This is a genomic window from Oceanobacillus kapialis (assembly GCF_044790185.1).
Lineage (GTDB): Bacteria > Bacillota > Bacilli > Bacillales > Amphibacillaceae > Oceanobacillus_B > Oceanobacillus_B kapialis.
On the sequence record NZ_CP085256.1, the window covers coordinates 2,153,608 to 2,167,587 of the forward strand.

Annotated in this window: 15 protein-coding genes; 2 read left to right on the forward strand and 13 right to left on the reverse strand. The window is 39.0% G+C overall.

Annotated features, from left to right (window positions below; translation table 11 throughout):
* Window positions 1–5: 5 nt before the first annotated feature.
* The 3 genes from LG273_RS11325 to LG273_RS11335 all read right to left on the reverse strand — a co-directional run bounded on the left by LG273_RS11325 (window position 6) and on the right by LG273_RS11335 (window position 3,309).
* On the reverse strand, window positions 6–344 hold the full coding sequence (locus tag LG273_RS11325; RefSeq protein ID WP_379564671.1) for a lipopolysaccharide assembly LapA domain-containing protein: 339 nt from the start codon (window positions 342–344) through the stop codon (window positions 6–8).
* Between the two features lie 316 nt (window positions 345–660).
* Entirely contained in the window at window positions 661–2,913 is a 2,253-nt protein-coding gene (secDF, locus tag LG273_RS11330) for a protein translocase subunit SecDF (RefSeq protein WP_404453643.1), read from the reverse strand.
* A 93-nt stretch (window positions 2,914–3,006) separates the two neighbouring features.
* A complete protein-coding gene (locus LG273_RS11335) occupies window positions 3,007–3,309 on the reverse strand; it encodes a post-transcriptional regulator (RefSeq protein WP_404453645.1) in 303 nt (100 codons plus the stop codon).
* 130 nt (window positions 3,310–3,439) lie between these two features.
* Here LG273_RS11335 and spoVB point away from each other — a divergent pair, with 130 nt between their 5' ends.
* The gene (gene spoVB / locus LG273_RS11340; RefSeq protein ID WP_379564676.1) at window positions 3,440–4,993 is read left to right on the forward strand and encodes a stage V sporulation protein B; all 1,554 of its coding nucleotides are present in this window, start codon (window positions 3,440–3,442) and stop codon (window positions 4,991–4,993) included.
* A gap of 66 nt (window positions 4,994–5,059) precedes the next feature.
* On the opposite strand, the gene LG273_RS11345 is transcribed toward spoVB, so the two are convergent.
* Window positions 5,060–6,358: an ArsB/NhaD family transporter gene (locus LG273_RS11345; protein WP_404453648.1), complete on the reverse strand. Its 1,299-nt coding sequence runs from the start codon at window positions 6,356–6,358 to the stop codon at window positions 5,060–5,062.
* Between the two features lie 140 nt (window positions 6,359–6,498).
* On the opposite strand from LG273_RS11345, the gene LG273_RS11350 reads away from it, so the two are divergent.
* Window positions 6,499–6,882, forward strand: a complete 384-nt coding sequence (locus LG273_RS11350; RefSeq protein ID WP_379564680.1) for a TIGR04086 family membrane protein — start codon at window positions 6,499–6,501, stop codon at window positions 6,880–6,882.
* Between the two features lie 161 nt (window positions 6,883–7,043).
* On the opposite strand, the gene yajC is transcribed toward LG273_RS11350, so the two are convergent.
* The 9 genes from yajC to nadE form a co-directional block, all read right to left on the reverse strand.
* Window positions 7,044–7,301 carry a preprotein translocase subunit YajC gene (yajC, locus tag LG273_RS11355; protein WP_379561396.1) on the reverse strand — a complete coding sequence of 86 codons (258 nt, stop codon included), beginning with the start codon at window positions 7,299–7,301 and terminating at the stop codon, window positions 7,044–7,046.
* 39 nt (window positions 7,302–7,340) lie between these two features.
* On the reverse strand, window positions 7,341–8,480 hold the full coding sequence (gene tgt / locus LG273_RS11360; protein WP_379561397.1) for a tRNA guanosine(34) transglycosylase Tgt: 1,140 nt from the start codon (window positions 8,478–8,480) through the stop codon (window positions 7,341–7,343).
* A 72-nt stretch (window positions 8,481–8,552) separates the two neighbouring features.
* Window positions 8,553–9,581, reverse strand: coding sequence for a tRNA preQ1(34) S-adenosylmethionine ribosyltransferase-isomerase QueA (queA, locus tag LG273_RS11365; protein ID WP_404453652.1), 1,029 nt, complete (start codon window positions 9,579–9,581; stop codon window positions 8,553–8,555).
* Window positions 9,582–9,596: 15 nt separating this feature from the next.
* Window positions 9,597–9,794 carry a DUF2905 domain-containing protein gene (locus tag LG273_RS11370; RefSeq protein WP_379561399.1) on the reverse strand — a complete coding sequence of 66 codons (198 nt, stop codon included), beginning with the start codon at window positions 9,792–9,794 and terminating at the stop codon, window positions 9,597–9,599.
* A complete protein-coding gene (gene ruvB / locus LG273_RS11375) occupies window positions 9,791–10,792 on the reverse strand; it encodes a Holliday junction branch migration DNA helicase RuvB (protein WP_379561401.1) in 1,002 nt (333 codons plus the stop codon). Before ruvB ends, LG273_RS11370 begins: the two co-directional genes overlap by 4 nt.
* 15 nt (window positions 10,793–10,807) lie before the next feature.
* On the reverse strand, window positions 10,808–11,413 hold the full coding sequence (gene ruvA / locus LG273_RS11380) for a Holliday junction branch migration protein RuvA (RefSeq protein WP_404453656.1): 606 nt from the start codon (window positions 11,411–11,413) through the stop codon (window positions 10,808–10,810).
* A 220-nt stretch (window positions 11,414–11,633) separates the two neighbouring features.
* On the reverse strand, window positions 11,634–12,365 hold the full coding sequence (locus LG273_RS11385) for a YebC/PmpR family DNA-binding transcriptional regulator (protein ID WP_379561403.1): 732 nt from the start codon (window positions 12,363–12,365) through the stop codon (window positions 11,634–11,636).
* A gap of 217 nt (window positions 12,366–12,582) precedes the next feature.
* Entirely contained in the window at window positions 12,583–13,095 is a 513-nt protein-coding gene (locus tag LG273_RS11390; protein WP_404453659.1) for a YhcN/YlaJ family sporulation lipoprotein, read from the reverse strand.
* A gap of 74 nt (window positions 13,096–13,169) precedes the next feature.
* A complete protein-coding gene (gene nadE, locus LG273_RS11395; RefSeq protein WP_404453662.1) occupies window positions 13,170–13,913 on the reverse strand; it encodes an NAD(+) synthase in 744 nt (247 codons plus the stop codon).
* Window positions 13,914–13,980 lie beyond the last annotated feature (67 nt).

Genomic DNA, 13,980 nt, shown 5'->3' on the forward strand with positions numbered 1-13,980 from the left:
AAAACTCACCTTGATTCATCAGTTTGATTTATAGGGTTCCCATCAATGTTATGATCAACCGTTTCAGTTGATTCTACCCCATTTTCCTGCAAACGATGATGTAAGGTATCATTTTCTTTTTGCAGATTTCTAACTTGCCTTTGGAGACGGAATAATCTTACAGCTCCTACAGCAGCAGTTATAATGCCTCCCATTAAAACGGAGAAGAGGATAATAAGAATTAGCGGAGATTCTGCTGTCCAAAATAAATAACTTACTTCCACTGCTTCTACATTTGTTACTGCAAATACTGCTACTATAATGCCAAAAATAATTGCTAGAATGACATAACTTTGTCCTTTCATATTATACCTCCTTCTTTTTCTATACCTCTACTAACTATCATACCCTGCATTTCCTCTCATTAAGCAGGAAGGATAAGATTCGAATATAGACCGCCGTTTCTCCAGGATAGAATATAACTTCTCCCCTAAGAAAAAAGGCCGGTCAGGTTAGGATTTCGTTAAAAATCCCAGCCTGACCGGCCAGCAATAAAGTGAAGCTTCATTTGGTGGGATGGTTCCCTTTTTCCCCACCAAATGTTAGTTGAACGAATCGGACCTTTACTGCCAGTTAAGGCAGGATAAAAGTGTTCAAATGTAAAATTAGAGTAGAGATCGCTTATACCTGAGGTCCTTCCACACGTTTTTTCTTTGTGAAGTCTACAGGTTTATTCTTAATCATTTTCCCTCTCCAAGCCAGCCAAATTTGAGCTGCTAGGAAAAGTGACGAATATGTTCCGACAATCAAACCTACAGCTAACGCAATGGCAAATCCAGTTATCGAAGAAGCACCAAGGAATAAGAATGCGAGCACTGCAATTAACGTAGTAATCGTCGTATTCATACTTCTCGTCAACGTCTGTACGAGACTCCTGTTTACAATAACTGCTAGCTCTTTAAAGGTTTTTACGCGTTTCTCTTTTCGTAAGTTTTCCCTAATTCGATCAAAGGTTACGATCGTATCATTTATGGAATACCCGACAATGGTTAAGATTGCGGCTACTATCGTGACATCAAATTCAATACGCGTAATACTAAAGATTACGAGTACGAAAAATGCATCATGTAACAACGCAATAATTGCGGTAATGGCAAAAAACAATTCAAATCTAAATGCAACATAGATAATCATAAACACGGAGGCAATGGCAACCGCATATATGGCGTTTTCCACTAATTCTTCTCCCACGATCGGTGAAACAACACTTATATTAGGAGAGCTACCATATTCATCCTCAAAATACGTGGTTACTTCAGCTACCTTGTCTTCAGATAACACCTTATCAAATCTTGCCACAGCTCGTTCCTTGTTCTCACCTGAAATTACAACACTCGTATCAAGACCGAGGCTTTCAAAGTCTGAGACTACCTGCTCTTCTGTTAAACTACTTTCTGCCAGGACTTCAACACGAGATCCACTTGTGAAATCTATTCCTGGATTCAATTTAAACAATAGCAAGGAAGCTATACCAACAATTACCATAATGCTGGAAATCACAAAGAACTTTTTACGATGTTTAACAATGTCAGGGGTCTTCTTAAGGAATGTTGGTTCTGGTTCTTCTTTTTTAGAGATGTCCTGAATGGAATCTTTGTTCACGCCAAACCAACTTGTCCGTTTGTTTAACAGTTTACTTTTCACCCATAGTCCTAATAACAGCCTTGTACCGAACACAGCAGTTAAGAAACTTATGAGAATGCTAACAATTAGCATGGTCGCAAAACCTTTTACAGAACTTGTCCCAAAAATAAATAGTACTGCTGCTGCAAGCAATGTCGTTAAATTGGCATCAAAGATGGTGGACAAGGAATTTTTGGAACCTGTTTTAAATGCTGCAATAACTGATTTTCCTGTGTGCAGTTCCTCTTTAATTCGTTCAAAGGTAATGACATTGGCATCAACTGCCATCCCCACACCAAGAATTAATGCAGCAATTCCTGGCAATGTCAGGACACCGTTCATTAATTCAAATACAAGAAGTATTAAATAGATATAAATACTTAAGTTAACTGCCGCAACAAAACCCGGTAAACGATAAACTACAATCATGAATAAGAAAATTAACGCAACACCAATAAAACCAGCAAAAACCGTTTTATCAAGTGCCATTTCTCCAAACTGTGCACCGACAGAAGTAGAATACATTTCATTCATATGCACTGGCAATGACCCAGAATTAATGATGTCAGCTAATCGCTGTGCTGATTCCACCGTGAAGTTACCTGAAATCATAACATTAGTCGTGTTGAGTGTTTGGTCTACACTAGGTGCTGAAATATACTTGGGATCTTCTTTTTGTGATTCTTCTTCATAAGAATCGCCTTCCTGATAATCCATCCAGATGACAAGTTTATTATCTGGTGCCCCCATATTTTTTATCTGAGTCGTTACGTCAGCAAATTGTGATGCATCCTTTAATTGTAACGTTACAATGGGAGCATTAGTCTGTTGATGGAAATCCTGTTGGGCACTACCTTCCACTACATCGTTACCATCTAGTAGCTCCTGGTCATTCACATCACGGAAGGATAAATTTGCGGAAGTAGAGAGGATTTCCCTTGCCTCTGTCTGATCCGTCACTCCTGCAAGCTGAACCCTTATTCTATTTTCACCCTCAATATCAATGCTTGCTTCACTAATTCCTAAGCGGTTAACACGATCATTTAGTGTTTGAACAGTTGATTCAAGCAGTTTTCTATCGACCTCTGCATTTTCATCAACTGGCTCCACCTCGTATAGCACTTCAAAGCCACCTTGAAGGTCTAATCCTAAATTAATGTCCTTTGTAATTCCCGTAACCGTTGATCCGATCAAACCCGCAAAGACGAGTACGATTAGAAAAAAGGCAACAATTCTGCCTCTCTTTTTCATTTATCTATGCCTCCAAACAAATGGTTTAGTAACTTAACCAAAACTTTTACTTTTATATTTTAGATATAAGGAAAGCTTTTTCGAATATGTAGACTATCCACCTTCTTCTTGCTCGCCTAGCGTTAATGCTGAAATGGATGCAAATAAATCATCGTCCTGGTAAGCCTCAACTGTCAAATAACTAATATAAGTACCTGAACCAAGATGGAAAATATCTTGTACGACTTCATATATTCTTTTTTCAGGATCACCTTTCCATACCTTTTTCACTAAACAGTCCCAAACCTCATCTGGGTTGGCTCGTGAATATCCCATCATTTGAAATTCATTTGCCTTACTTTCCAAGGTTGGCAAGATCATAGGCTTCCATTCGGATACAGTTTGTACAATTTCCATTATGCCCCTCCTTACACGGAGATTAGTTTCTATTTTTGCTTTATGCCTTCTTGTCATGCTTGGACCACTTGCAAGCATATATATCATTGTATATGAAAAATTATTATTTGAGAAGGCAGGTCTGGCAATAATGACCAAACAAACATTTTTACAAGGTACACTTATTTTAATTTTAGCCGGGATGATTACACGATTTCTTGGCTTTATCAACCGAATTGTTGTAGCTCGTCTTATGGGAGAAGAAGGGGTTGGGCTATACATGATGGCGCTCCCTACCCTGTTTATGGTAATGACTCTTACACAGCTAGGACTTCCTGTGGCTATATCAAAAAGAGTGGCAGAAGCTGAAGCGAAAAACGACCCTCAAAAAGTAAAACGAATTTTAATTGTCTCCATCATTGCCACGAGCATAACAAGCATTGTGTTTACTGTAGGACTCATGTTTGCTGCTCCCTTTGTAGCATCATCTCTTCTAACAGATGAAAGAACACTTTACCCGTTACTTGCTATCAGCCCTATCCTTCCTATTGTTGCGGTTTCTTCTGTCTTAAGAGGGTATTTTCAAGGAAAGCAAAACATGAAGCCACAAAGCTATGCCCAAGTAATCGAGCAAATCGTTCGTATCACATGCGTTGCTTTTTTTGTTAAATTGTTGTTGCCTTACGGAGTGGAATTTGCAGCAGCAGGAGCAATGATTAGTGTTATATTAGGAGAGTTTATTTCGCTTTTGTACATGCTCTATGTATTTAAGCGGAAGAAAAAAGTTAAAATACGCACTAACTTTTTCAGCTATTTAAAATCAAGCAAATCAACAGTAAAGGAACTATTTTCCATTGCTCTACCTAGTACTGGAAGTCGTATGATTGGTTCCTTTACCAATTTCCTTGAACCTATTCTTGTCGCCCAAAGTCTCGCTATTGCTGGCATCTCCAGCTCCTTGGCTACAAAGCAGTATGGCGAGCTTACAGGCTATATCTTTCCCTTATTATTTTTGCCGACATTTATCACACATTCCTTGTCGATCGCACTTGTTCCGTCTATTTCTGAGGCAGAAGCCAACCTAAACAAAAACCTAGTACATTATCGCATTCATCAGTCCATTCGTTTATCCTTTGCTTCTGGAGCAATCGCAACAGTCGTTCTTTGCCTTTTTTCTTCACCTATCCTAACTTATATGTACGGAACAGACAAGGCCAGTAGTTTACTTGTCCTGATGGCTCCTTTCTTCATTTTATTGTATGTGCAATCTCCTTTACAAGCTGCATTACAGGCACTCGATTTAGCAAAACCAGCTATGTGGAATAGTTTGATAGGTGCAATTTGTAAATTAACTGTATTATTTCTTCTCGCATCTAACCCGAGTTTCGGTATTCACGGTGTTGCCATCGCAATGTCTGTAGGGGTCGTGCTTGTTACATTACTTCATTTTGCAGCATTACAAAAAGCCATTCAATTTTCCATTCCATTAAAAGACATATGTAAAATGGTTGCCTTGATTGGTGTTACCTGGATGGTAGGATCATGGATAAAAGACATATACGAGACCGTTCAACCTAACATTCTATTATTCGCGCTCTCCTTACTTGCTCTTGTTATCTTCTATATTATTACACTCTTCATGCTTCGTTTTATCACAAAAGAAGAGCTAATCCAACTCCCCTTCTTTAAAAAATGGTTGAAATAAAAGTGCAGTGCAAGCATCTGGGACTTAGGATTATAACTACAAAAAAACCTGCCTTTCCGGCAGGTTTTATAGTTGTCCCATATATGGGATGAGATAACGCACATAAATATAAATGGTGGCTATTATTAAGGATAAAACAACGAGTGGTACGCCAAACAACATATAACGAATAAATGAAATTCTATTTCCTGACCTTTCTGCTAAACCGGCAACCACAACATTTGCCGAGGAACCAATTAAGGTAGCATTTCCACCAAGGCAAGCTCCAAGTGATAAGGACCACCAGACGGGGTCTAAGTAGACCATTCCATAGCTTTCAAACTCCTGTACGACCGGAATCATTGCCGCAACAAACGGTATATTATCTACTATCCCTGAAAAAAGCCCTGATACCCATAACACGAGCAAAGTTGTTTCCACATAGTCACCATTAGTTGAGCGTACGATAGCACGAGCAAGTTCATCTATAACCCCCACCTCTTGCAAGCCCCCCACTAGGGTGAACAATCCAATAAAAAAGAACAATGTAACCCATTCTACCTTTTCTAATACTCTCTCTGCCTCTAATTCATCCTGTGTAAGAAATAATAGAAGTAGTGCGCCAGCTAGGGCAATCGTTGTTAAGTCAATATGAACAAAAGCATGTAGTAGGAATCCTGTTATAGTTAAACTGAGCACACCTACCGATTTGTATAACATCGGAGTCTTTTTTAAATGGGATTTGGCATCTATCTTCTTTAATTCCCTCGCATCAATTTTAGATTTTTTAAGCGTTTTTCTAAAACATAGATAGAGAAAGAGTATCATGCATACGAACATAATCAAGGCAACTGGACCTACATGGATTAAAAAGGATAAGAAGGTTAAATGATCGACAGCTTGTCCAATCATAATATTGGGGGGATCTCCAATTAGCGTTGCAGCTCCTCCAATGTTTGAGCTAAATATAATCATTAACATATAAGGAAATGCTGGTATGTTTAAAAGTTTTGTTATGTTTAACAGGATAGGTACAAAAATAAGAACCGTTGTTACATTATCCAACATAGCTGATCCTATTGCAGTTAATACCCCTACCCCAATCAGTAAGGGGATGGGCCTCCCACCAACTTGCTGTGCAAATCGTATTGCAATAAAAGTAAATAGCCCTGTTTTCTCTGTAATTGAAATCAACACCATCATCGAAAATAGTAAGGCAATCGTATCCCAATCAATATATTCGGTGAATATATCTTGTGTTGTAAATATCCCTGTTAGTAACAAGAGGGTTCCCCCTGATAATGCTACTACTGCCCGGTTTATTTTATCGGTCATAATGAAGAAATAGCTTACGATAAAAATAATTGTTGCTAGAAGAACATCCATTTCTCACCTGCTTTCCCTAAGGCTTATGCATTATGATTCATTACTATAACTATGTGAAAGCAAGCCAAAATATTTTTCGTCTATTTTGTTTTTTTCTGAATACTATTATGGTAGGTGGACAATCTTAAGGGGGATATAGAATGAAAAGACAACAATTTACAGCCTTATTATTTGGATGGATTATTGTGTTAGGTCTTATACTACTTTCAAGTTTTATCTTGGCTTTGCTGCTTCGTTTTTCTACATTTAACGAACCAGCATTAACATGGGTAACACTCGTAATTGGATTAATCTCTTTATTTATTGGCGGTCTAGTGGCAGGAGCAAAAAGTAAAGCTAAGGGATGGGTTATCGGGGCTTTTACAGGTCTAGGTTTTACCCTTTTTACCTTTCTAGTACAGTATTTAGGCTATCAGGTAGGCTTTAGTATGGAACAAATCATCCATCACACTGCTTATATTCTCGTAGCACTATTTGGCGGTATGGTAGGTGTCAACATTGCTGGTGAACACGCTGAAAATTAATGACAATAATTTAAGAAGACTTCTATAACACTAGATATGATTGAGTAAAAAATAAAACGAAGTTAACAGATTTTTGTTAACTTCGTTTTTTATGTATTAAATACATAATGTTCTCAAGCACGCTTCCACCACAGGAGATAGGCCTATGGTGGCTCATAATACTACTGTTTTACTTCACGGATAGCTGATCGGTCATATGTCAGCTTTGTACCGTCACCAGCCTGAATTACAACAGTGCTCTCATCAATTGCGTGAACCACACCATGGAATCCACCAATTGTGATAACGGATTGTCCTTTTTGAAGATCTGATTGCATCTGCCTCACTTGCTTTTGACGTTTTTGTTGAGGACGTATTAGCAAGAAATAGAAGATTACAAACATTAGAATAATCGGTGATAGTGATATAAGCATTTCCATTTTCGTATTCCCTCCTTTCAAGCTCTATAAAAAACCTCTTTAGAAGTTCTTTGCATCCGGTTTATTTAGACCATATTGCTCAAAGAATTCTTCCTTAAAGTCACCAAGTCTATCTTCAGCGATTGCTGTTCGGACTTGCTCCATTAATTTTAACAGAAAATAGAGGTTATGATAAGTAGTAAGCCTAAAACCGAATGTTTCATTACATTTTATTAAATGACGAATGTAAGCTCGGGAATAGTTTTTACATACATGACAATCACAATTTTCATCTATTGGGCCAAAATCTCTCGCATACTTCGCATTACGGACAACTAGTCGCCCATTAGAAGTCATGCATGTCCCATTTCGAGCAATTCTTGTGGGAAGTACACAATCAAACATGTCAATCCCTCTAAGTGCTCCATCAATTAATGAATCAGGTGAACCTACCCCCATTAGATAACGTGGCTTGTTTGAAGGCATAAGAGGTGTCGTAAATTCTAATACACGATTCATGACATCCTTTGGTTCCCCAACAGATAGACCGCCAATTGCATAACCTGGAAAATCTAAAGAAACTAGGTCCTGGGCACTCAATCTACGCAAATCTTCATATTCTCCACCTTGTATGATACCGAAAAGCCCTTGATCGTGTTTACGTTGGTGTGCTTCCAAGCATCTTTCTGCCCAACGAGAGGTTCGCTCAACTGAGGATTTCATATAGTCATAAGTCGCAGGGTATGGGGGACATTCATCGAAAGCCATCATAATATCTGAACCTAAGGCGTTTTGAATATCCATCGCTTTTTCAGGTGAGAGAAAGAGTTTATCTCCACTTAGATGGTTTCTAAAGTGAACACCTTCTTCTTTAATCTCACGCATATCACTTAAACTGAAAACCTGAAACCCGCCTGAATCTGTGAGAATAGCGCCATCCCAGTTCATAAACTTATGCAGGCCTCCTGCTTCCCTCACAATATCCTCCCCTGGTCGAAGCCAGAGATGATACGTGTTAGAGAGAATGATATTAGCATTCATCCCTTTAAGCTCCTCTGGGCTCATCGTTTTCACTGTCGCAAGTGTACCAACTGGCATAAATGTTGGGGTATCAAACGAGCCGTGCGGAGTATGAACTCGTCCCAATCTTGCTCCTGTTTGTTTACATGTCTTTATTAATTCATATGTTATGGGTGTCATCAAATATACTTCCTTTTTTATATAGTAAGCATGGGGATACTTCTCCCACATGCATATAACAGTTCCAATTCATTAGATAATGAACATTGCATCGCCAAAGCTAAAGAAACGGTACCTTTCTCGAACCGCTGCTTCGTATGCACTTAAAATAGGCTCTTTTCCTGCCAAAGCGCTGACTAGCATAATTAAAGTTGATTTAGGCAGATGAAAGTTAGTTATCAGGCCATCTACTGCACGGAATTGATAAGGAGGATAAATAAAAATATCTGTCCATCCACTTGTCTCTACAAATATACCATCCTGGTCTCTGGCAATCGTCTCAAGCGTTCTGGTGGAGGTTGTGCCTACAGAGATAATCCTTCCACCTTGTTCTTTTACTTGGTTCAACGTGTCAGCCGTTTCTTGTGACATACGATAGAATTCAGCATGCATTTGATGCTCGTCAATGTTTTCTACACTAACCGGGCGAAATGTTCCAAGCCCCACGTGTAATGTGATAAAGGTTACTGTGACACCGATTGTTTTCAATTCTTCAAGTAGTTCATTTGTAAAATGTAATCCTGCTGTTGGCGCCGCAGCTGAACCTTCCTCTTTCGCATAGACGGTTTGGTATCTTTCTTTTTCTGGGAGCTTTTCTTTAATATACGGAGGGAGTGGCATTTCTCCTAGCTCATCTAACACCTCATAGAAAATTCCATTATAAGAAAACTCCATAGTACGTCCACCATGCTCCTTTAAGCCAACACAAGTAGCACGAAGCTTCCCATCACCAAAGTTAAGGACAGTTCCTTCCTTTACCTTTTTAGCAGGTTTAACAAGTACTTCCCAGGTATCTCCCTGTTCTTGGTGAAGTAATAGAACTTCAATATTAGCACCAGTGCCTTCTTTTACACCATATAGTCTGGCAGGCAAAACACGGGTGTTATTAAGTACCAAGCAATCTCCTGGTTTAAAATAATCTTTAATATCTTTAAAGGTTTTATGTGCTATTTCTTTTGTATTTTTGTTTAGTAAAAGTAACCGAGAGGATGTGCGATCCTCTAAAGGAGTTTGGGCAATTAATTCTTCTGGTAAATGAAAATCAAAATCTTCTATATTCATGATGCATCTCCTAACTTAGCGAAACTTTCCTAGAATGAAGAATATCAAGGAAAGTATAATACTTATGATAATGGAAGTCATAATGGGAAAATGAAAGGTAACATTTCCCTTTTTAAAAGAAAGGTCACCAGGTAGTTTCCCAATAAAGGTCCAGATAACACCTACAAGAACCAAAACAATCCCTGCAATAATAAGGAGTTTACCTATGTTCATTCAGCGTCCGGTCCTTTCATTCCAAAATGCTGATAAGCTTTATGTGTAACAACACGCCCTCTTGGTGTTCTTTGGATAAATCCGATTTGCAATAAATAAGGCTCGTAAACATCTTCAATCGTTTGGGATTCTTCGCCAATTGTCGCCGCTATCGTATCCAATCCCACAGGGCCTCCTTGGAAGCTCTCGATCATCCCTTTTAATAGCTTATGATCAATATGGTCAAGGCCCTCATCATCAACTTGCAACATTGAAAGCGCCTCAGCCGTCGTTTCTGAACTTATTTCTGTCTCGCCCTTTACTTGGGAGAGATCACGTATTCGTTTTAACAGACGGTTGGCAATTCTCGGGGTTCCCCTAGACCTCCTTGCCACTTCTGTTGCAGCTTCTTTTGTGATAGAAGTTTGGAAGATTTCTGCTGTTCGTTCAATAATCGCGCATAGATCTTTTGCTTCATAAAATTCCAAACGGCTAAGCACGCCAAATCGGTCTCGAAGTGGTGCAGACAACAATCCCGCTCTTGTAGTGGCACCTACAAGGGTGAATGGGGGAAGATCGATTCTTACGGATCTGGCACTCGGGCCTGTTCCAATCACAATATCAAGAAAAAAGTCCTCCATTGCCGGGTAGAGTACTTCCTCTACAGATCGTGGCAACCGGTGTATTTCGTCAATAAATAAAACATCTCCAGGCTCGAGAGAAGAAAGGATTGCTGCTAGGTCACCAGCACGTTCAATTGCTGGTCCTGAGGTTGAACGAAATTGGACGCCCATTTCGTTTGCAATAATGGCAGCCAATGTAGTTTTCCCCAATCCTGGTGGACCATATAACAGTACATGATCTAATGGTTCTTCCCGCATTCTGGCAGCTTGAATAAAAATACTTAGATTTTCTTTCACTTTATGCTGGCCAATATACTGATTCAATGCAGAAGGACGAAGACTTAGCTCCATGGAATCCGCTTCTTGATATTCTCCTGTCACCATCCGCTCTTCCATTATTCTCCCCCTCTCCTACTTTTTCATTAATAGTGATAATGCTTTTCTAATCAGTTCATCTGTGTTTTTACTTTCTGTGGCCTTTAATTCTGGCATAATCCCTTTTACTTCCCTATCTGTGTATCCAAGTGCCTTTAATGCCTCCGCTGCTTCCTGAATGCTCTCTGCATCTGCTTGGGTTGCTGTAGGTACTTCTGTATCAACATCAGAAATGGAAAGTACATTAGTCAGTTTCCCTTTAAGATCTAAAATAATTTGTCTCGCCGTCTTTTTACCTACACCTGGGAAGCTGGTTAAAAATTTATCATCTTCCCGCTCAATTGCAGCAGCGATCCCAGATACTTCCACCCCTCCGAGGATTCCCAGTGCACCTTTTGGGCCTATTCCAGATACGGAAATTAATTTGGTAAATAAAAACTTTTCGTCTTCATTTTTAAAGCCGTATAGCATTTGGGCATCTTCCCGAACATAATGATACGTAAATATTTTTATTTCTTTATGTAAAGACGACTGAAATACAAAAGGATTGGCACAATATAGTTCGTAGCCAATACCCTGGACGTCCACAATTATAGAATCATCTAAAATATATGTAAGTATTCCTTTAACATAGGCAATCATTCATCCTGCTCCTTTACATTCCTTTCATTATTTTATCATAACTTCATACAACGTGAAACTTATTGTCATTTTTGTACCTTTCTTTAAGGGATAGATTTAAAAGGCCAGAACAGATAATTGGCTAAGAATGTAAGAAGAATTACTAAAAAAGCCGAAAGATTCGACGCTTAAACAGGACGGTTCCTCTGTATCGCGTAGCATAATCTTTCGACCTTGCTTGTTAATTTGACTCTTCTAAATTATGGTGAATGTCTTGAACATCTTCGCTTTCTTCCAAGGTTTCGATAAGGGTTAACATTTTCGTTTCATCATTTTCATTCACTGCACTGTATGTTTGAGGAATAAGCGTAACCTCAGAGTCAGCAATCTCATAACCACTTTCTGTTAAGTGATCCACCACTGCTTGAAAGCTTTCTGGTTCTGTAAAAATTTCGTAGGCGCCTTCTTGCGTCGTTATATCTTCTGCTCCACCCTCTAATGCTTCTAAAGTGAGCTCGTCTTCGTCTATTTCTCCATTCTCATTTGCAATAATAATGTATCCTTTACGATCAAACATGAAAGAAACACTTCCATTTTCTCCAAGGTTTCCGTCGTTTTTCTTAAAAGCATGGCGAACTTCAGCAGCAGTACGATTTTTATTATCTGTTAAGACGTTAACGATAACCGCTACTCCTCCTGGACCGTAACCTTCATACGTTATTTCTTCAAAGCTCGCCCCGTCAAGTGTTCCGGTTGCTTTTTTAATCGCACGATCAATATTATCATTGGGCATGTTATCCGCCTTTGCTTTATCAACTGCTAAGCGTAGAGATGCATTGGTGGATATATCTCCACCTCCCTGTTTTGCAGCAGTGTATATATCCTTCGCATGGCGCATAAAAACTTTACCTTTTTTCGCATCCTGTGCATTTTTTCTTCTCTGTATGTTCTTCCATTTAGAATGACCAGCCATCGGACATTCTCCTCTCTAGAAATTTCCTTTTTTACTATATCAAAAAAAAGGAATTTCATAAAGTGAAACTTTATTTGACAAGAGGTCCCCCTTCTTCCCTACCAAATGTTAGGTGGCCGAATCGAACCTTTACTGGCAGTAACTTCCCGCATGCTTGAAGTGTGAACCTTCCTACCAGTTAAGGCGGGATAAAGGCCTATCTAAAGTTGTTTCTTATTTAAGGAGTATTTCCCTCCGGTTTGGCATCCCGGTTATTCATGTATTCCCAATATGCATTATCTGTAAAAACAATAATTTCTTTTTTTGTGTCTGGTAACAACCTTTTAATTTCCTCTTTTACTTGATCTGGAACATTTTCGCCTGCATATTCTCTTTGAATCAAACCTACTAATATTTTATCCTCTGTTGATGCAACTTGTGCCGTCACAATATCTTTCCGGTTTTCCAGCTCTTCGGACAGCCATAATGCCTCTTCATTAGTGTAAGCATCGGAATAGCCTTTTTCAAAATCCGCATCGTTTGCTCCTTCTTGGTGACTTTGCGGATAACCTCCCCGCTCGCCAATTGAAGGTTCCTGGTTTCTATCTACTCGCTCCTGGTCGGTTTCATAGTGTACATATTCTGTATTCTCTTTGTTTTGTTGATCACTTCCCTGTCCTTGCTCGTTTTGTGCTGTATTACAGCCAGCGAGTAATAACAAAGAAAATCCTATTACAATACTTGTTTTCAATTAAAAAACCTCCTTTATCCATAGTTTGGATAAGGGAGGTTTTTTTACACAGTTAATTTAAGGGAATTACTTTATTATTTCTCACGATGAAATTGTGGCAGACCATCGCGCTTGTGGGCCGTCTTTTTATGCATGGCTTCGATAATCTCTTTGTCACGATCAGGAATTTGTTCGCCTTTTAGATAAGCATCAATAGTATCATAGCTTGTTCCCATTTCATCCTCATCTGTTTGGCCTTCCCAAAGGTCGGCACTCGGTTTTTTCTCGACAACTTGATCTGGTACGCCAAGATATTTTGCCATTTCTCGAACTTCCTGCTTTGTAAATTCTACAATTGGCAGAATATCGACACCGCCATCACCGTATTTCGTAAAGTAGCCAGTGTACCATTCAGCTGCATTATCTGTGCCCACTACTAAATAATTATAATTTGTTGCTAGTGCATACAAGGTACTCATCCGTAAGCGTGCGCGAAGGTTTGCACCAGCCAATTTATCATTTTCTTCAATAAATGCATCACTTTCATTTAGACTACTCTTAATTTCCGCGTACATGGTTTTATGTGTGTCTGTTAGGTCCACTGTCATGGTTTGTATTCCACTGCTCTGTGCTACTTGCTTTGCGTCATCTAAGTTTTCGTCACTTGTGTAAATTGGTAGTAGAACACCTAACGAATTATCCGGAAAAGCTCTATGGATAAGGTGGGATACAACTGCAGAATCCAATCCCCCACTTATTCCTACAACTAGGCCCTTCACCCCAGCCTGTTTAACTTGTTCACGTAACCATTGTACAATTTGTTCTACCTGTTTTTCCACAACTATCTCTCCTTTTAGCCTTTGAATATTACTCATTTTACCACTAATATGATATTTTTTAAAAAAT